The sequence below is a fragment of the Saliphagus sp. LR7 genome (genome assembly GCF_003344565.1).
GTDB lineage: Archaea > Halobacteriota > Halobacteria > Halobacteriales > Natrialbaceae > Saliphagus > Saliphagus infecundisoli.
On record NZ_QPND01000003.1, the window covers coordinates 135,792 to 154,027 of the forward strand.

Consider the following 18,236-nt stretch of genomic DNA (forward strand, 5'->3'; position numbering starts at 1 on the left):
CGCATACATAAACCTTGTCGCGTGGCGCTCCTCTGTCGGCGTTCAGTCGTCGCGTTCGACGACGGTTCGACCGCCGTCCGCCGCCAGGAACCCCCGCAACGCTCGAGCCCTCCCGACGCCCGAAAGCGCGAGCGCGGTCGCCGCACGCGCCCTCACGTCGTCCTCGTCGGCGAGGCGGTCCTCGAGGAGCGCCCCGGGATCGAGGGCGGTCGGCCGGACGGCCGCGGCGGCGACCGCCAGCGTCGCCCCCGTCCGGCGCCGGTCGGCCTCTCGGGAGTCGAGAAAGCGCGAGAGGTCGGCGGCGACCGGCGCGACCGCGCGACCGACCCGCGCGGGACGAACGGCCGCGAGGGCGACGAGTGCGTCGGCCGCCCGCCAGGGAACCGGCTGCTCGGGGTCGGAGCCGGCCCGCTCGGCGAGGGCGTCGGCGACGGCCGCCACCTCGTCGGGGAACGTCGTCGCGACGGCCTCGAGGACCTCGCAGGCCGCCGCCCGGACGAGGTTGTGGTCGTCCGAGAGGAGGTCGCCGACGCCGGCGACGACCGGCTCCATCGCCGCCGGTTCGACGGCGGCGATCCGGGTGAGTCCCGCGATCGCGCGGACCCGGACCCGGTCGCGGCGCTCGCGTTCCGGAGCCAACGGGCCGCCTCCCGACGCCCGCGCCGGACCGACTCGCTGCCCGCCCTCTACGGGCTCGACCGGCTCGTGACAGATCGCGGCGAGGACCTCGACCGCGGGAACCGCCGCCTCCGGACGCTCCAGGGCGAGCCCCGCGAGGGCGTCGACCGCCGCCTCGCGGCCGGGTTTCCTGGAATCTCCGAGCGCCCGGAGTTCGGGGACGACCCCCTCGACCGCCTCCGGGGCGGGCTCGACGAGCGCCCGGGCCGTCAGCGCCGCCCGACGCCGGGCACCCCAGTCGTCGGCGGCGAGATGTTCGGCGAGCCGGGTCGCAGCGTCCTCGACCGCTCCCGGACGGCGCTCGACGAGCGTTTCGTAGGCCTCGAGGGCCGTCCGCCGGGTCGCCCGATCGCCGAAGACGAGGTGGTCGACGACGGCCGCGACCGCCACCGATTCCGGCTCCCGCCGGGCCCGCTCGCAGAGCACTGACGCCTCCGGTTCGTCCGGGGAGAGGGGCATGTATCCGTCGGGTTCGCCCGTCGCGGCTTATAGCTGGCGCCCCTCGAGCGGCGGACGATCCTCCGCCCGTCGCTTCGTTCCCTGTCATCGAATAGTTGTTCGTCGCCTGACCACCGATACGTTACAATCGTACGCCCGTAAATCCCAATGCAACCGTAACGAGTATGGGTTCGGCCACGCCGAGCGTCGGTGGATCGGTACGGCGATCCGTCTCAGGCGTAGGTCGCGTTGATCTCGACGACCCTGGCTGCCCGGCCGACGAGCGACGGGAGTTCCTCCCGGAAATACTCGCCCTCGAGGCGCTTCGTCGGCCCGTTGACGCTGAGCGCGCCGATCACGCTGTCGTCGGTCCGGACCGGCGCTGCGACGCACCTGATCCCGGGGATCCGTTCGCCGTCGTCGATCGCGTACCCCCGCTCGCGAACTCGTTCGAGAGCAGCGAACAGTTCGTCGAGATCCGTGACCGTTTCATCGGTCCTCGGGGGAAGTCCGTGGCGGTCGGCGATCTCCCGGACCCGGTCCTCGGGGAGGTGGGCGAGGATCGCCTTTCCGACGGCCGTACAGTGGAGGCCGACCTCGGTGCCGACGTGGGAGTCGGTCCTGACTGCCTCGGCGCCCCGGCTCTGGCAGACGTAGATCCCGCGCCCGTGTTCCTCGACGACCATCTGGGCGGTCTCGCCGGTCTCCTCGACCAAGCCGTCGACTTCGGGCCTGACGATCTCGAGGAGCCCCGTCCGGTTGCAGGCGTGGCCGCCGAAGCTCAGGAATCGCAGCCCGAGCCGGTAGGTCGTTCCGTCCTTCCGGACACAGCGGTGGGCCCGCAGCGACTGGAGGTGGCTGTGGACGGTGCTCTTCGAGCGGTCGAGCTCCTCGGCGATCTCGGTGACGCCCGCGCCGTCGCGGCTCTGCAGGACCTCGAGGATGGAGATCAGCGTGTCCGTCGACTTGATCCCCGTATCGGGCCCGGTTCCGCGCGCGCTGGTCATGTCCCTCGCATTCCAATCCAGGACCCTATAGCTATCGGGTCGGTTCGGTCACGAGGAACGTTCGTTCGAGAGACAACACCCGTCGAGGGAGTCGACGACGACCGGGGTGTCGATCCCACCGGGCGGACCGCCGGTACCGCTACTGCAACGTTGAAGTGCCGGCGAAGCGAGTCCGGCGGCATGGGAACCATCGGATACGGGATCGTTGGGGCGAGCGGGTTCGGGACGACCCACGCGGACCGTCTCGGAGCGATCGACGGCGCCGACCTCCTCGCGGGGTCGGCCCGGAGCGAGTCGTCGATCGCTCCGTTCGCCGAGGAGTACGACGTGCGGGGGTACACGGACCACGTCGAGATGTTCGAGGCCGAGGACCTCGATGCGGTAAGCGTCTGTACGCCCTCGGGAACCCATGCCGAGGTCGCGATCGACGCGATCGAACGCGGGATCGACGTGTTGGTCGAGAAACCCCTGGACGTTGACGTCGAACGCGCAGACCGGATCGTCGAGGCTGCCGACGAGCACGACGCAACGGTCGCTGGCGTCTTCCAGCGGCGGTTCACGCCGGAACGGTGGACCGCCAAGCGGTGGCTCGACGAGGGACGGTTCGGCGACGTCCTGCTGGCCGACACCGCCGTCAAGTACCACCGATCCCAGTCGTACTACGACGACTGGCACGGCACCGAAGGAGCCGGCGGCGGCGCCCTCCTCCAGCAGGCGATCCACTTCGTCGACCTCCTGGACTGGCTTACTGGCGGCATCGAGAGCGTCTCGGCGTCGGCGGACACCCTCGCCCACGAGATGGACCACGAGGACGTCCTCGTCGCGACGGTCGGATTCGAGAACGGCGGCTACGGCACGATCGAGGCGACGACGGGCGTCCGGGGCGCGACCAGGGAGCGCGTCGAGGTAAACGGCACCGAGGGCTCCTACAGCTCCGGAACCTTCGCTCTCGGCGACGAGACGGTCGAGCCCGACCTCGACGAGCCGCCGTGTGGGACGGGCCTCGAGGGCCAGATCCGTGACTTCGTCGGGGCGGTCCGGGAGGGCCGCCAGCCGATCGTCGACGCGAGGGAGGCCCGGAGAGCCGTCGAGGTCGTCCTCGCGGCCTACGCGTCGGCGGAGCTGGGTCGGGAGGTCGCCGTCGGGGAGTTACGGGAGCTGTGAGCCCCGGCGCGTGGTTCCCCGTCCCGAAGGTTCAAGCGGCGGGCCCCCGCCCACTCACCGGATGCGCGTTACCGACTACGAACTGTACGAGGTCCCGCCACGGTGGCAGTTCCTCAGGCTCGAGACGAGCGACGGCCGGGTCGGCTGGGGCGAGGTTTACACGAAATGGCACTTCCGGGAGGGCAGCGCGCCCGCGACCCGCAGTGCCGTCGATCAGATGATGCAGAAGTACGTTCTGGGGGCTGATCCGGGCCGAATCGAGGACCGCTGGCAGGCGATGTACCGCAGCAGCTTCTACCGGGGCGGGCCCGTTCACATGAGCGCCATCGCCGGCATCGACGAGGCGCTTTGGGACCTGAAGGGAAAGGCCTGCGGGTGCCCGGTCTACGAACTGCTCGGCGGTCCCGTCCGCGACCGGGTCCGGATCTACCACTACGTCGATGCTCACAGGGGGATCGACGATCCCGAGAAGGCGGCCGCGGCGGCCGCCAGCGAGGCCGAGGGCTACGTCGAGGAGGGCTACACCGCCCTGAAGCTCGTCCCGACCGGCGGCTTAGAGCCCGTCGACGCTCCGGCGGCGGTCGAGCGCGCACGAGCCGTCGTCGGTGCTGTCCGAGAGGCCGTCGGCCCCGAGGTCGACGTCGCGCTGGACTTCCACGGGCGGGCCTCGAAGGCGATGGCCCGCCGCCTGGCCGACGCCGTCGAGGCGTTCGACCCGATGTTCATCGAGGAGCCGGTGACCCCCGAACACGACCACGCCCTCGAGAGGGTGGCCGGGGCGACGACGATCCCGATCGCGACCGGCGAACGTCTCTACTCCCGGTGGGGGTTTCGACCGCTGCTGGAGGCCGACGCGGTCGATATCGTCCAGCCGGACGTCTCCAGTGCCGGCGGGATCACCGAGACGAAGAAGATCGCCGACATGGCCGAGACGTACGACGTTTCCCTCGCACCCCACTGCCCGATCGGGCCGGTCGCGCTGGCGGCCTCGCTGCAGGTCGTCGCGGCCGCCCCGAACGCCCTGATCCAGGAGCAGGTCGTCGTCGACGACCCCGACGCCTCGCGCTACCTCGCCGACGACTCGCTTCTCGATCGCACCGGGAGTTACCTCGGGCTCCCGGAGGAACCGGGACTCGGTGTCTCGATCGACGAGGACCGCGTCCGCGAACTCGCGGGAACCGATCTCGGCTTCGACCGCCCGATCGGCCGGCGGGCCGACGGCAGCGTCGGCGAGCGCTGAGGTCGGCAGTTGAGGCGACGAGCCGCGTTCGCCCAGCGGGAACGCTCACTCCGATCGCGGCGAACCAAATCTATATCGGCCCCGCACTGCTCGTCCGACCATGGAGATCACGACGATCGAGCCGATCCCGCTCGCCCACACCCTGCCCGCGGGTCTCGGCGACGCACGCGGGTTCGGCCGCGACCGGGCGACGACGTTGCTCCGCCTCGAGACCGATACCGGCCTCGTCGGCTGGGGCGAGGCGTTCGTCCCCGGGTCGATCGCCGAGGCGACGATCGAGGAACTGTTCGCCGAGGACGTCGTCGGGATGGACCCCTTCGACGTCGAATCGCTCGCCGAACGGTCCTACACCGATCCCTACCACTTCGGGGAGGCCGTCTTCGTCCAGAGCGTCGTCAGCGCGATCGACGTCGCCTGCTGGGACCTCATCGGCAAGGAGGTCGGCCGCCCGGTCCACCGGCTGCTCGGAGGTCGTTCGGTCGAGACGCTCGTCCCCTACGCCTCGACGATGTACTTCACCGAGACCGAGCGTCCCCTCGCCGAGCCGATCGAGGCGGCCGTCGCGGAGGGGTTTACGGCCGCGAAGATCAAGATCGGCACCGGCGTCGAGGAGGACGAAGAGCGCGTCCGGACGGCGCGCGATATCCTGGGACCCGACGCCCGACTGATGGTCGACATGAACGGCAACTACCGCCCCGAGCAGGCGGTCCGGAGCGCGCGAGCGATCGCGGAGTACGACGTCGAGTGGATCGAGGAGCCGGTTCCCCCGGAGAACCTCTCGGGGTACGAGGAGGTCAAGCGCCACGTCGAGACCGCGCTCGCGGCCGGCGAGGCTCACTACGGCCGGTTCGAGTTCAAGCGCCTGATCGACGGCGCAGTCGACATCGTCCAGCCCAATCTCGCGCGGTGTGGCGGGCTCTCGGAGGCCCGAACGATCGCGAAGCTCGCGACCACAGAGAACGTCGGCGTCCGTCCCCACATCTGGAACAGCGCGGTCGGGCTCGTCGCGGCCGTCCAGTTCGCCGCGAGCGTCCCTGCCTACCCCCACAGCCGGACGGCCCCGGACCCGATGATGGTCGAGTTCGACCGCAGCGAGAACCCGATGCGAACCGAGATCCTCGAGACGCCGTTCGACCCCTCCGGCGGGGAACTCGCGGTCCCCCAAGAGCCGGGCCTGGGGATCGAGGTCGACGAGGACGCGGTCGCGGAGCTTCGGGCCGACCGATAGACCCGCCGCGGTCCGCGACCGAAGGTGGCCTACCGCTCGCCGAGCTTCGAGATTCCGTGATCGTCCGGTCGGCGCTCGAGGTCGAGTCCCGCTAGTTCCCGGATCGTGAACTCGCCAAGGACGTTCACCTCACAGCCGTCCTCCAGGTGGCCCCCGACCGTTCGGTCGCCGTCGAACGCCGTCACGTGGAGGTGTGGCTCGCCGTCGGCGACGACGCCGTTGACGTTCGTGACCTCCCAGGAGCCCGAGAGCTCGAGGTCGGTGTTTCGCTGGCTCTGCTCTTCGGGAAGGTCCGTCCGGTGGACGTAGTGGATGTTCAGGTTGCTGAACGTCGCGATCCCCGAGACGACGACGCCGGCGTCGATCCCGTGGCTCTCGCAGGCGTCGGCGAGCGATTCTAACGCGAGGTCGCCTCGGTCGAGTCGAACGACCACGTGGCCGTCGTCGGATTCGAAGGTGTCCATGCGTGGGTGGGTGTGGGGTCGGAGGGGATAAATCTTCACGTCGCCGAAAACGGACGGCCGTTCGAGTGCTGGGGGAGCGTGCGTGCTCCACACCCGGACTCGCCGGGGGCCATCCTGGTGAGCGTTTCGGGACGAGTTCGTTCCCATAGAGGGAACGGATTAGACGATTTTATTACTATCATATGGTTGTAATGGATGGGCGACGAGTGCTCCCGTGGGCCCGAACGGCCCGTGATCCTCGAGACGTCGGGGGTCGGATGCGGGCCCAGGGGAACGTCGTCGCACTCGTCGATATGGTTCCCTCCTGGGGAACGGTCCGTCGAACGCGCTCCGGCTCCACGAAGTAAATACCGGGCGCTCGGTCGCTCGGGCGGCCGGAACGAAGGAGTTAAACCTTGTCACCCACCCCTCCCCCCATGACCGGCCGACTCGAGGGCGCGGTCGCGGTCGTGACCGGCGGTGGCGCGGGCATCGGCGAGACGACCTGCCTCAGGCTGGCCGAGGCCGGGGCGGACGTCGTCGCAGTAGATTGGAACCGCGACGCCGCGGAAGCGACCGCCGAAGCGGTTGAGGAACGGACGGGTCGAGAGGCCCTCGCTCGCGAGGCCGACGTCGGCGACGAGGAGAGCGTCGAGGGGATGGCCGACGAACTCGAGGAGCGGTTCGACCGGGTGGACGTCCTCGTGAACAACGCCGGGATCCGGGTCGATCCCAAGCCGGTCACCGAGGTCGACGAGGAGAGCTGGGACCGGATCCTCGACGTGAACCTGAAGAGGTACGCGTTCTGCGTCAAACACCTCGCAGGCGCGATGCCCGAGGGGAGCGCGATCGTCAACGTCGCTTCGGTGGGTGCGTGGGTTGGCCGCCCCGAATGGGCCCAGTACGACGCGACGAAGGGCGCGATCGTCTCGATGACCCGGGATATGGCCTGTGACTTCGCTCCCGAAGGAATTCGCGTCAACGCGGTCTCGCCGGGCTGGGTGATCACCGACTACCACCTCCCCGAGGACGGCGCCGAGGAGTTCTTCGCCGAGAAGACCGCGCCCCACCCGGACGGGCCCGGAATCCTCAAGCGCGCGGGCGAACCCCGCGAGGTCGCCGACGCGGTCTCGTTTCTCGCGAGCGACGAGGCCTCCTTCGTCACGGGGACGAACCTCGCGGTCGACGGCGGGACCGCGGCCGTCGGGAAGGGAATGGAGTGGGACGACCGGTTCGAGGACTGACCGACAGGCGCCCCTTCCTCTGCGACGATCGTCTCACCCGCACGTCCGTGATCTCCATGTCGGTCGGGGCTTTCGTGCCCGCCGGATAAGCGCTCCCGTTTCGGGCCACGTTGCCACACCGGAAACAGCTAAGTACGGGAAGCCGTATGACACGGGCGAGGGACCATCTCCCGTGTGTACGACGACGCAACGACCGCCGCCCGAGACCGAATCGCCGATCGAACAGCTCCCCCCCAGCGCGAAGCTGGTGTACAAGACCCTGGAGTACGAGGGTCCGCTCACCCAGAAGGGCCTCGTCGAGCGTAGCCGGCTCCCGACCCGGACGGTCAGGGACGCCGTCCGCACCCTCGAGGACCACGGCTACATCGAGGAACGTCTCCACAAGACCGACGCCCGCCAGCGGCTGTACGTACTCTGCGAGGAGTCGAGCTGAACGCTTCCCGACCCGATTCAGCCCGTTGATGATCGGGACGTAATACCACCAGACCGCGGCCACACCGCCGTTGTCCGACCGACCGAAGGGGCCGACACGGCGCGACCCGGATCCCTTACCGCCCGCGGATGCTCCCGACGTCGACCCACTCCCCGCGTTCGGACGACCGCTGGGCGGCGAAGACGATGTCGAGGGCCTCGCGTGCGTCCACGGGCGTGACCATCGGCTCTCGGTCCTCGCGGATCGCCTCGAGGAAGTCCCGGACCTGGCCGGGGATCCCGACGCCCATCGGGAACGGCTCGGCCGCGTCCTCGATCGGGCCATCGACGGTGACGGCCTCGTCGACCTCGTCCTCGTGCCAGCGGACGGTCCCCTCGGTACCGTGGACTCCGAGCGTGATCGGGCGCTGGGGATAGGTCGCGGTCGTGGCCGCAAGCTGGCCGTACCCTCCTCCGGAGAACTCGACCGTGAGCGCGGCGGTGTCGGGGGCCTCGACGTCGTGGTGGAGCGTGTCCAGGCCCGCGGCAACCCGGTCGACCCCGCCGGCGGCCCACTGGAGCAAGTCGACGCCGTGGAGCGCCTGCGTCAGCAGGATCCCGCCGTCGAGGTCGGTCGTCCCGTGCCAGGCGACGTCCTCGTAGTAGGCGGGCTCGCGGTGCCACTTCACCTGGACGTCCGCGAGGACCAGCTCGCCCAGCCGGCCGTCGGCCGCGGCCTCCCGCGCGAGGCGTGGCCCGCCGAAGGTGCGCCGCTGGAGGATACAGCCGAGTTTTACCCCCGCCTCCTCGCAGGACTCGACGGTTCGGGCGACCCGCTCGGGGGTGACCTCGAGGAGAACGTCGACACCCGCCGCCGCGAGGTCGGCGACGATCTCCGCGTGGGTCCCGTTGGGCGTACAGACGCTTACGGCGTCCAGGTCGGCCTCGACGGCCATCTCCGCGGGGTCGGTGTACCACTCGGTCCCGTAGCTCTCTGCGAACGCGCGCGCGTTCTCCTCACTGACGTCGGCGCAGGCGGCGAGGGTCGCCCCCTCGGCGTCGCGGACGGCGTCGGCGTGGTTCGTTCCCATCCCGGCACAGCCGACGATACCGTATCGGATCTCGGATGCCATTCGTCGGAAACGAGGAGGAGGCACCGAGTTATGGGTTGTGATGCCGGCGCTACTGCCGGTCAATCTCGAGGGTCGGGGCTCCGTCCACGTCGATCGTCGGCGAGCCGTGGTTCCCGCGAAGTGAGATCGTCCGCGTCTCCTCGCCGTCGGCCCGCAGGAAGGGGCCGTCGTCGGGAAGAACGCAGCCCCGGATCCGGGTCGCCCCGACGTCTTCGATTTCGAGCGGGGGCGGAGAGCCGGACTCGACGGAGAGGCCGTCGAGCGAGACGCGGTCCGTATCCTCGAAGCGCATCGCGGGGGCGTCGGGGGTTCGGACCGTCACGTCCGAGAGGGAGACGTCGGCGATCGACTTGCAGAACAGCCCGTGGGCCTGCTCGTAGCCGTCGGCCATCGCGGGGTCGAGATCCGTCGCGTCCAGAGAGCGGGTCGCGTCGATCCGGACGTCGGAGAACGTGATCCCCTCGAGGCGTCGCTCGGGGAGACCCGCGAGGAAGGCCGCCGATTCGACGTCCCGCGCGGTGATGTTGCTGAAGTGGACGTTCCGGACCATCGGCGTCGACTCGTCAACCGGTTGGGGATCGCTGTCCAGGGGCGTGAAGTAGTAGCCGTTGACCACGAACGGGCAGGCAACGGTTCGCATGACGATGTTCTCGAAGTGGAGGTCCTCGACGCCGCCGCCCCGACCCCGCTGGGTCTTGATCCGGATGCCGCGGTCGGTCTCGGTGAACGTGCAGTTCGAGACGGTCACGTCCCGGACGTCGCCGGACATCTCCGAGCCGATGACGACGCCGCCGTGGCCGGCCTCGACCGTGCAGTTCGTGACCGTGATGTTCCGGGCCGGCTCGCCGACCTCGCGTCCCGGCTCGTCCTTGCCCGACTTGAGACAGATCACGTCGTCGCCCGCGTTGATGTAGGTGTCGCTGATCCGGACGAACCGCGAGGAGTCGACGTCGATCCCGTCGCCGTTTGGCGCGTCCGCGGGGTTCTCGATCGAGACGTCGTGGATCGTGACGTCCGCGGAGTAGACGACGTGGGTGTTCCAGAACGGCGAGTTCCGGAGGGTGATTCCCGACACCGTGACGTTCTCGGAGTCGTAGATCTGGAGCAGGGGCGGCCGAAGGGTGAAGGAACTGACGTCGTCCTGGTACTCGTTTCGCTCGGCGAACTCCGCCAGCCGGTCGGCCAGCCCCTCGGGGTACTCTGCGTCGTAGAACCCCCACCAGTACTCCCCGGAGCCGTCGACCGCGCCCTTCCCGGTGATCTCGACGTTCTCGGCGTCCCGGACCCAGAGGCAGGGGTGGAAGCCGACCTGATCCCAGCCCTCCCAGCGGCTCTCGGCGGTCGGGAAGGCATCGTAGTCCTCGACGAACCGGAGCGTCGCGCCGTTCTCGATCCGGAGGGTCGTCTCGTCGCCGACCTGCAGCGGTCCCGTGACGAACTCGCCGGGCGGGATCGACACGGTGCCGCCGATCCCGGCCCGGTCGTCCAGCGCCTGCTGGATCGCCTCGGTGTTCACGGCGTCCGACCCGCGCTCGGCGCCGAACGAACGGATATCTACCGTCGTGTCGTCTTGCTCGGCATCGTTCCCACGTTTTTCAGGACGGACATAAGCGTTGTGCGTACCCGTGGCTCGGGGCGAATCGGACCCGAAGCGACGAGACGTTTCGAACGGCGTCGGATACCCCGACACAAAAACTTATTATCCCGTCGGGTCGTTTCCGACCCATGCCGTCCGCAGAAGTCGCATCCGACCTGAAAGACGTCGCCGCGGGACTGTTGACCCCGTTCGACGACGCCGATACGGACGAGATACTGTTAGCGGAGCTGTCGGCGACGACCGACTGGCTCTACGACGAGGGGATTCGCCTCTTTCTGGCGGGAGCCAACATCAGCGAGTATCACTCGCTCTCGCGCCAGGAGCGGATCGACGTCGTCCGCGTCCCCTGCGAGACGCTTCCCGCGGACGCGACCGTCCTCGCGGGCGTCGGCGGGAGCACGAAGACCGCGGTCGACCTCGCGCGGACCCACGAGGAACACGGCGCGGACGCGATCATGGTGATGCCGCCCCACCACACGTTCAAACACGAACGCGGCGTCGCCGACTACTACGGTCGGATCGCCGACGCCGTCGACGTCGGCGTCGTCCCCTACCTTCGGAACTTCGAGGTCACGGTCGGACTCGTCGAGGCGATCGCCGACCACGACAACGTCGTCGGGATCAAGTGGGCGATCTCCGACATCGAACTGTTCGCCGAGTGCGTCGCGACCGTCGACAGCGACGTCGTCTGGGTCTGCGGGATGGCCGAGCCGCCTGCGCCCGCCTACTACCTCGAGGGCGCCGAGGGCTTTACTGCGGGCGCGACCAACGTCGAACCCCGCCTGGGACTGGCGATCTTCGAGGCCCTCGAGGCCGGCGACGTCGAACGGGCCCGCGACCTCCGGGACCTCGCCCAGCCGTTCATGAACCTCCGGAGCGAACCCGGCACGGACAACGTTTACCCCGGGGCCAACAGCGTCCCCGTCCTCAAGACCGGTCTCGAGTGCGCCGGCCAGTACGGCGGTCCCGTCCGGGAACCCCTCGTCGAACTCGACGACGAGGACCGCGAGCGTGCCGAACGCGCCTACGACCACATTCAGGACGGTCTCCGGGAGCAGTCTCCAGTATCCCCGGAACGGCGATAGCGACGGGAACGACGATGGCGACGGCGGGTTCCTGGCCCCGCTTCCCGAACTGATCGCCAGTCGCAGGGCCCGCTACGAGAACTTGGTGTTGAGTTCGATCACGTTCGCCGCCCGGGTGACGAACTCCGGGAGCTCGTCGTGGATCCGGTCGTCCGTGAACCGGCTCTTCGGGCCGGAGATGCTCACCGCGCCCAGGATCTCGGACTCGCTCTTGACGGGAGCGGCGACACACCGTAGCCCCGCGATGTTCTCCTCGTCGTCGATCCCGTACCCTCGCTCGGCGATCGTCTCGATCTCGTCGTACAGTTCCTCGGGCGAGGTGATCGTGTGGGACGTGTGGGCGACGAACTCGGTCGCGCTGACGATCTCGTCGATGCGCTCGGGAGGCAGGAATGTGAGGATGGTCTTGCCGAGTGCCGTCGCGTAGATCGGCTGCTGGGCGCCGACGCTCGAAGCGGTCTCGACCGCTTGCTCCCCACTCGCCTTGTGGAGGTAGGTGACTTGGCCGTGCTCTTCGATCCCAAACTGGGCGATCTCGCCGGTTTCATCGGCCAGCGCATCGACTTCCTCCTCGATGACGTCGTAGTTGCCGACCTGATCGCGGACGTGTTCGGCCATCCCCAGGATCTGCAGGCTCAGCCGGTACTCGTCGCCCTTCCGGACGACGTACTCCAGCTCCTCGAGGGTTCGAAGGTGGCTGTGGATCGTGCTCTTCGAGTGGTCCAGCCGGTCGGCGAGTTCGGTCACGCCGGCACCGTCCCGTCGTTCCAGGGCGTCGATGATGCTGAACGCGATCTCGACCGATCTGATCGTCCGGCCGGGGCGGGATTCGGGTGGCTGTGTCATACCGGGAGGACTGTCCCGATGCATCATAAACCTGTTCCCGCGTGGGGAACCAGCGGGAGGGGGTCGACCCCCGTGGTTCCGGAACCCCAACAGTGATGCTCGCGAACGACCCGGGCACGGACATGCTCGAACTCGAGGCCACGACCGCGATCGACCAGCCGCCCGACTGGGCGAGCGACCAGCGACGACTGTTCGACCTGCTCGAGACCGCCGTCGAGCGGTTCTACGGCGACTACTTCGGCGAGAGCGGCGAACCGTTCTGGCCGCCGGCGGACCACGTCGGCGTCGACGGCTTCGACGACGTCCTCGAGGGGTTCTACAACTGGCCGCTCGTTTACGCGATGGGTGGGGACGAGCGCTTCCTCGAGTACGCTCGGGAGGCTCGCGAGGCGGCCGTCGAGCGGGGAGCGGAGACGGAGACCCCCTTCGGCCATCCGATGGTCGTCGACGGGTTCGAGCAGTGTCGCGACTGGTTCCACCTCGGCGAGTCGAACCAGCTGACCTACAACATGGGCCTGGCTGCGCCCGAGGACCAGGGCGTCGTCTCCCGGGCCAAGCGATTCGCCGGGCTCTACCTCGGCGACGGCGACGTGGAGAACTACGACGCCGACCGGCGGCTGGTCCGGGCACCACAGACCGGCAGCATGGGCCCGGAGTACGCCGATCTCTCGGCCTTTGGCTCCCAGTCCACCTTCGGCGGCTACGGCTCGGAGTACCGGTGGGCGCGCCACGGGCTCCCCTGGCGGGACCTCGAGTTCGAGTCAGCGACCGAGTTGCTCGATCCCGACAACGAGGAGCGGCTGTACGAGATCTACGCCGAACGGGGTTCGAAGGAGGACATCCCGCTGAACCTCGCGATCACGAGCCTGATGATCAATGCCTACCTCCACACCGGCGACGATTGCTATACCGGGAGTGGGTCGAGGAGTACACGGAGGCCTGGCGCGAGCGCACGGCCGAAAACGGCGGAATCATCCCGGACAACGTCGGGCGCTCGGGCAAGATCGTTGACCAGGACCCGAACACGAACGTCGTCCATCCGCGAACGGCCGTCCCGGTCCTCCGTGGGACCTACGAGCCCGGCACCGCCTGGCTCGTCACTGCCGTCTTGGGGACGACCGAACCCGATTCCCCCGCCCGCGAGCGCCCGTCGGTCCTCGCCGATGGGTCGAGAATCCGGATCGAGGACGCGGACGGAGCCCTCCTCTTCGATCGGGAGGCCGAGTGATCGCCGGGAGCACAACCTATTTACGCGCCATCCGGGATAGCCTGAGACATGACCGTACCCCACGACGGACTCGCGGTGGACTGGCTCGGCTACGCGACCGCACGGCTCGAGGGCGAGGGAGTCATCGCCTACACGGATCCCGGACGCTACGGCGTGCTCACCGGCGAGTGGGAGGACGAATACGGCCTCGACGGACATCCGAGCGGCGGCCCCTACGACGCCGCCGACGGCGACCTCGTCGTCGTCACCCACGATCACCACTACGACGACGACGGCGTCCGGCGGGTCGCGAGCGAGGACGCGACGGTGCTCGTTTACGAAGGCGTATCCGCCGAGGGCGTCGCCGACAACAGCGGCCGGGACGTCGTCGAACCCGAGGAACTCCCTTACGACGTCCGACGCGTGGAGTACGGCGACGAACTCACGGTCGAGGGCATCGACGTCGAGGTCGTCCCCGCGTACAACCGCGAGGACGGCCCGCGCGCCGACGACGAGGGAAACGTCGCCCACCCGAGAGGACTGGGCTGTGGGTTCGTGCTCACGATCGATGACACCCCCTGCTTCTGGACCGGCGACTCCGACGTCGTCGACGAACACGACGGTCTCGACGTCTCGCTTCTGATGCCCTCGATCGCGCGCAGCTTCACGATGGACCGCCACGACGCCGCCGAGCTGGCCGGCGACCTCCGGCCGGACCTCGTCGTTCCGATCCACTACAACACCTTCGACGACCTCCGGTCCGAGTCCCGCGAGTTCGCCGGCGACGTCGCCTCGCGGGCCGTTCCCGTGGCTCTGGACGAGGGCGGCGACCGGCTCGCGTAGGCCACACCGCCGGGAGTCACCGGCCGATACCGTTATTGGCCGGGCAGCTGTCGATCCACCAATGGGACTGGTAGAACGGATCCGCGGGCTGTTCGGTGGGGACGACGAGGGGGAGGCAAACTACCGCTGTATCCGGTGTGGAGAGGGGTACGAACGGAACCACCAGTCGTGTCCGGCCTGTGGCTCCGAGTTCCTCGCGGCGACAGAGAGCGACGAGGACTCCGGGGAGACGAGCGGTCCCGGCGAACTCCCCTGATCGGTTCCCGGTCGCCGGTCCTCGACTCGAGCCGATCGGAACGGTTTACCGGTTCCAGGGGGCGTACTCCCGGTCGATCAGGCGCGTTCGGTCGTCGATAGCGTCTATCCGCTCGATGTCCTCCTCGGTGAGGTCCTCGACGAGTTCGCGGGCCGCGAAGTTGTCGCGCATGTGTTCCTCGCTGCTTGCCTTGGGGATGACCGCGACGTTTTCCTTCGAGAGCAGCCACGCGAGGCTCACCTGGGCCGGCGAGGCGTCGTGGCGGTCGGCGACCGCCCGGATCTCGGGGCGGTCGAAGACCTCGCCGCGGGCGAGCGGACAGTAGGCCACCAGCCAGTGGTCGTCCTCGCGGGCGTACGCCCGGAGTTCGTCCTGGGGGCACAGGGGGTGGCACTCGACCTGGTTGGCGAAGATCGGTGCGTCGAGGACCTCACGGGCCCTGTCGAGGTTCTCGGGCTCGAAGTTCGAGACGCCGATATGTCCGACGACGCCGTCGTCGTAGAACTCCTGGTAGACCTCCAGAGTCGTCTCGGGATCGTAGACGCCCGCGGGCCAGTGGACGTACAGCAAGTCGAGGTAGTCCGTCCCGAGTCGGTCGAGACGGCCCTCGATGGCGTCGGTGAGATCCGACCGGTCGGGGCCGGGGACGTCGACGTGGACGGTCTTCGTCGCGAGGAAGACCTCCTGGCGGGGGACGTCCGAAGCCGCAAGCCCCTCGCCGACGTACTCCTCGTTTCCGTAGACCTGTGCCGTATCGACGTGGCGATAGCCGAGCTCGAGGGCGGTCTCAACCCGGTCGGCCCACCGGTGGCGGTCGTCGTCGGAGTACGTCCCGAGCCCGATCCGGGGCATGCGTCCTGGCATATCCGGCTCGGGGAGAGTGAACGCCCTAAAAGTTCCGATGCCCGCCGTTCGTACTAGTCATATTCGTTCTTTGACTGAACGACAAAGTGATAAGATATACGTTATTGCTCCAATACACCCCCTATCGAGAGATAACGATCGAGTCGAGTCGAACGGGGGTATAGTTCCGGTTTCAGTTCACGAAACGTCCTTGACCGAGTTATTTATCATATCCGAAATATCAATTAGTCCGTTTCAAATATTGATATCTGATCTGATATCATGGGACTCAGGACGGCCGGAGCTCGTCCGGCGATCACGTGCCGAGGGGGGCGAAGCCGGAGTCGGACGTCGTCCGACGAGAGGTCGACTGGATCGACGGAGCACTTAGAGCGCGTTACCGGCGGATCCGCGGTCGGGGGTAGCTGCTTCTCCCGTCTCCGCTCCGGTTCTGGGCACGCAGGAGGGAGACGAGAAACTCCGTGACGTCGATCTTCTCGGCGAGGAGGCGGTCGCGGCGGGCGGACTGTCGGCCCGGCGGGGCGTCGGCCAGCGCGAGCGCCGAGTCGATCGCGCGGTCCTCGTCGGGCGTCGAGCGGAGGAGCCCGTAGCCTGCAAGCTCCCGGAAGTTGCTCATGTCCCGGTCGCGCCCGGCGAACGACTGGACCCGGACCGCGGGAGTCCCAAGGACCGCGGCCTCGGTTGCCATGGTCGCCGAGTCCCCCGCATAGAGGTCGGCGTAGTACAGCAGGTCGTGGATCCGTTCGGGGGCGACCGGGAGCCGGTAGGGCTCGAACGCGTCCGGAAGGGGGTCGGTGCTCGTGATGTAGACCGTGCCGCGGTCGGCGAGCTCCGAGACGAGCCGGCGCTTTCCCGCCCGCGAGAGCCCGGCCTCGCCGACGTCGTGGAGCGCGTCCCACCGGCGGAATCGCAGGAGGAAGTAGCGGTCGTCGGGCTCGACGCCACGAGCCCGGAGCGCGTCGGGGTCCGGCTCGAAGCGGTCGGGGTGGAGGTAGGCGAGTTCGTGGTAGCCGTCGTAGCGACGGTGCTTCTCGCCGAAGTCGCCCTCGAACCGCCGTGGCGTACAGATCACGTCGGCGAAGGGAGCCATGAGCCGGTGGGAGGCGACGCCCTCGTTGTCGACGAAGACGACGCTGCGGGCCCCGACGAGCGGGGCGACGTGGGCGACCGCGACCCCGCCGATGGCGGCCATGACGTCAGGTTCGATCGCCCGCGCCCGCCGGAGCAGGCGGAGTTCGTACGTCGCCTGGACGGCCGCGAGGCCCGCCATCGAGGAGGGCGGACCCGCGAGGACCTCGTGGGCGATCCCGTAGCGCTCGAGCAGGGGCACCGCGAGGTCGTTTTCGCGGGCAAAGACGAACACCTCATCGCCGCCGGCCTCGAGTTCCCCGATCGCGTGCCTGAAGAAATGGACGTGAGCAGGATGCTGGATCGTGAGGACGACTTTCATCGGACCGACACCACCGTTCCCCGGTTGTCCCGGCGATCGAGGACGAGTCCGGCCAGCAGGCTCCAGGCGCCCACGACCGCGAGGAGGATCGCGGCCCGTCGGCGCCCGGCCGGCGATCGCCCACGAAGCGCGGCGATGCCCTCCAAGAGCGAGCCCGCGAACCCGGCCGCCAGCCCGAGCGCGCCGACGGCGACGAGCGCGCCGACCGGCGGACGGCTGGAGTCGCCGCTGCGGAGCCGGCGGACGAACGCCCGGAGGAGTAGCCGGGAGAGCCCGGGGACGAACGATCGGTAGACGATGCCGCTCTCCTCCTCGCCGTACCGCGCGGGCATCGCGACGTCGGCGACCTGTACCCCGCGGGCGTTGAGCGCGACGAGGACGTCGTTCGTGAAGCCGTATCCCTCGTAGAGGTCGTCGAGCGCGAGGTCCTCGAGGGCAGCCCGCGAGATCGCGGTGTAGCCGTTCTGGGGGTCGGCCATCCCCCAGTAGCCGCTTGCGACCCGCGTCAGGCCCGTCAGCAGGGCGTTCCCGAACAGCCGCCAGCCCGACATCTCCCGGAGGTCGGTCCGTCCGCCCAGCCGGTTGCCCTTGGCGTAGCCCGCCCGGCCCTCGACGATCGGATCGAGGAGCCGATCGAGGTGCTCGGGGTCCATCTGGCCGTCGCCGGCCATCACGGCGACGACGTCGATCCCCTCCTCCAGGGCACGCTCGTAGCCGGTAGCGATCGCGGCCCCGACGCCCCGGTTCCGGTCGTGGCGGATCGAGACGATCCGTCCCTCGCGGTCGGCGCTCGAGGCCGGCCCCGCGAGCGCCCGGCGGCCGGCGTGGCGTTCGATCTCGGCCCAGGTGCCGTCCGTCGAGCGGTCGTCGACGGCGTATATCCGGTCGACGAACTCCGGAACAGTGTCGAGTACCTCCCCGACGAACCCCTCCTCGTCGTACGCCGGGACGACGACGGCGACGGTGTGATCGCGGTACATCAGCGACCGGGGCCGATTCCGGGAACTCTCTTCGGGTCGGTCGCCGTCCACGTCCGACTCGGGGGCGGGGCGCGTGCGTTCATCGACCGTCCCCACCGGGGAGAGCGGTTTTGTAAGCCGCG

The 18,236-nt window shown here is 68.9% G+C and carries 18 protein-coding genes and 1 pseudogene; 10 read left to right on the top strand and 9 right to left on the bottom strand.

Features of this window, described 5'->3' with window-relative positions; all coding sequences use genetic code 11:
- Nucleotides 1-42: 42 nt before the first annotated feature.
- The gene (locus tag DVH23_RS05560; RefSeq protein ID WP_114576451.1) at nucleotides 43-1,137 is read right to left on the bottom strand and encodes a HEAT repeat domain-containing protein; all 1,095 of its coding nucleotides are present in this window, start codon (nucleotides 1,135-1,137) and stop codon (nucleotides 43-45) included.
- Nucleotides 1,138-1,349: 212 nt separating this feature from the next.
- Nucleotides 1,350-2,123, bottom strand: a complete 774-nt coding sequence (locus tag DVH23_RS05565) for an IclR family transcriptional regulator (protein ID WP_114576452.1) — start codon at nucleotides 2,121-2,123, stop codon at nucleotides 1,350-1,352.
- A gap of 180 nt (nucleotides 2,124-2,303) precedes the next feature.
- On the opposite strand from DVH23_RS05565, the gene DVH23_RS05570 reads away from it, so the two are divergent.
- The 3 genes from DVH23_RS05570 to DVH23_RS05580 all read left to right on the top strand — a co-directional run bounded on the left by DVH23_RS05570 (nucleotide 2,304) and on the right by DVH23_RS05580 (nucleotide 5,755).
- A complete protein-coding gene (locus DVH23_RS05570) occupies nucleotides 2,304-3,287 on the top strand; it encodes a Gfo/Idh/MocA family protein (RefSeq protein ID WP_114576453.1) in 984 nt (327 codons plus the stop codon).
- 61 nt (nucleotides 3,288-3,348) lie between these two features.
- The gene (gene dgoD / locus DVH23_RS05575; RefSeq protein WP_114576454.1) at nucleotides 3,349-4,527 is read left to right on the top strand and encodes a galactonate dehydratase; all 1,179 of its coding nucleotides are present in this window, start codon (nucleotides 3,349-3,351) and stop codon (nucleotides 4,525-4,527) included.
- A 100-nt stretch (nucleotides 4,528-4,627) separates the two neighbouring features.
- Nucleotides 4,628-5,755, top strand: coding sequence for a mandelate racemase/muconate lactonizing enzyme family protein (locus DVH23_RS05580; RefSeq protein WP_114576455.1), 1,128 nt, complete (start codon nucleotides 4,628-4,630; stop codon nucleotides 5,753-5,755).
- A 29-nt stretch (nucleotides 5,756-5,784) separates the two neighbouring features.
- Here DVH23_RS05580 and DVH23_RS05585 read toward each other — a convergent pair whose 3' ends face one another.
- Nucleotides 5,785-6,219, bottom strand: coding sequence for a PPC domain-containing DNA-binding protein (locus DVH23_RS05585; protein ID WP_114576456.1), 435 nt, complete (start codon nucleotides 6,217-6,219; stop codon nucleotides 5,785-5,787).
- 416 nt (nucleotides 6,220-6,635) lie between these two features.
- On the opposite strand from DVH23_RS05585, the gene DVH23_RS05590 reads away from it, so the two are divergent.
- Both DVH23_RS05590 and DVH23_RS05595 read left to right on the top strand, forming a co-directional pair.
- Nucleotides 6,636-7,442, top strand: coding sequence for an SDR family NAD(P)-dependent oxidoreductase (locus DVH23_RS05590; RefSeq protein ID WP_114576457.1), 807 nt, complete (start codon nucleotides 6,636-6,638; stop codon nucleotides 7,440-7,442).
- A 217-nt stretch (nucleotides 7,443-7,659) separates the two neighbouring features.
- Entirely contained in the window at nucleotides 7,660-7,875 is a 216-nt protein-coding gene (locus DVH23_RS05595; protein ID WP_114576743.1) for a helix-turn-helix domain-containing protein, read from the top strand.
- A 115-nt stretch (nucleotides 7,876-7,990) separates the two neighbouring features.
- Here the strand turns inward: DVH23_RS05595 and DVH23_RS05600 are convergent, their stop codons facing one another.
- Both DVH23_RS05600 and DVH23_RS05605 read right to left on the bottom strand, forming a co-directional pair.
- Nucleotides 7,991-8,986, bottom strand: a complete 996-nt coding sequence (locus tag DVH23_RS05600; protein ID WP_114576458.1) for a Gfo/Idh/MocA family protein — start codon at nucleotides 8,984-8,986, stop codon at nucleotides 7,991-7,993.
- Between the two features lie 49 nt (nucleotides 8,987-9,035).
- Nucleotides 9,036-10,502: a glycoside hydrolase family 28 protein gene (locus DVH23_RS05605; protein ID WP_232833702.1), complete on the bottom strand. Its 1,467-nt coding sequence runs from the start codon at nucleotides 10,500-10,502 to the stop codon at nucleotides 9,036-9,038.
- A 209-nt stretch (nucleotides 10,503-10,711) separates the two neighbouring features.
- Between DVH23_RS05605 and DVH23_RS05610 the strand changes: the two genes are divergently transcribed.
- The gene (locus DVH23_RS05610; RefSeq protein WP_114576459.1) at nucleotides 10,712-11,668 is read left to right on the top strand and encodes a dihydrodipicolinate synthase family protein; all 957 of its coding nucleotides are present in this window, start codon (nucleotides 10,712-10,714) and stop codon (nucleotides 11,666-11,668) included.
- 72 nt (nucleotides 11,669-11,740) lie between these two features.
- On the opposite strand, the gene DVH23_RS05615 is transcribed toward DVH23_RS05610, so the two are convergent.
- Nucleotides 11,741-12,514, bottom strand: coding sequence for an IclR family transcriptional regulator (locus DVH23_RS05615; protein ID WP_114576460.1), 774 nt, complete (start codon nucleotides 12,512-12,514; stop codon nucleotides 11,741-11,743).
- Between the two features lie 122 nt (nucleotides 12,515-12,636).
- Here DVH23_RS05615 and DVH23_RS05620 point away from each other — a divergent pair.
- The 4 genes and pseudogenes from DVH23_RS05620 to DVH23_RS05630 form a co-directional block, all read left to right on the top strand.
- A pseudogene (locus DVH23_RS05620) lies at nucleotides 12,637-13,520 on the top strand (hypothetical protein); the annotation flags it as partial.
- Nucleotides 13,518-13,742, top strand: a complete 225-nt coding sequence (locus DVH23_RS25240) for a hypothetical protein (RefSeq protein ID WP_394342624.1) — start codon at nucleotides 13,518-13,520, stop codon at nucleotides 13,740-13,742. The pseudogene DVH23_RS05620 and the gene DVH23_RS25240, both read left to right, overlap by 3 nt.
- 48 nt (nucleotides 13,743-13,790) lie before the next feature.
- Entirely contained in the window at nucleotides 13,791-14,564 is a 774-nt protein-coding gene (locus DVH23_RS05625) for an MBL fold metallo-hydrolase (protein ID WP_114576461.1), read from the top strand.
- Nucleotides 14,565-14,625: 61 nt separating this feature from the next.
- On the top strand, nucleotides 14,626-14,820 hold the full coding sequence (locus DVH23_RS05630; protein ID WP_114576462.1) for a hypothetical protein: 195 nt from the start codon (nucleotides 14,626-14,628) through the stop codon (nucleotides 14,818-14,820).
- A 45-nt stretch (nucleotides 14,821-14,865) separates the two neighbouring features.
- On the opposite strand, the gene DVH23_RS05635 is transcribed toward DVH23_RS05630, so the two are convergent.
- The 3 genes from DVH23_RS05635 to DVH23_RS05645 form a co-directional block, all read right to left on the bottom strand.
- Nucleotides 14,866-15,684 (bottom strand): aldo/keto reductase, encoded by an 819-nt coding sequence (locus DVH23_RS05635; protein ID WP_114576463.1) that lies wholly within the window; start codon nucleotides 15,682-15,684, stop codon nucleotides 14,866-14,868.
- 376 nt (nucleotides 15,685-16,060) lie between these two features.
- Nucleotides 16,061-17,134: a DUF354 domain-containing protein gene (locus DVH23_RS05640; RefSeq protein ID WP_114576464.1), complete on the bottom strand. Its 1,074-nt coding sequence runs from the start codon at nucleotides 17,132-17,134 to the stop codon at nucleotides 16,061-16,063.
- On the bottom strand, nucleotides 17,131-18,114 hold the full coding sequence (locus DVH23_RS05645) for a glycosyltransferase family 2 protein (RefSeq protein WP_114576745.1): 984 nt from the start codon (nucleotides 18,112-18,114) through the stop codon (nucleotides 17,131-17,133). Before DVH23_RS05645 ends, DVH23_RS05640 begins: the two co-directional genes overlap by 4 nt.
- Nucleotides 18,115-18,236 lie beyond the last annotated feature (122 nt).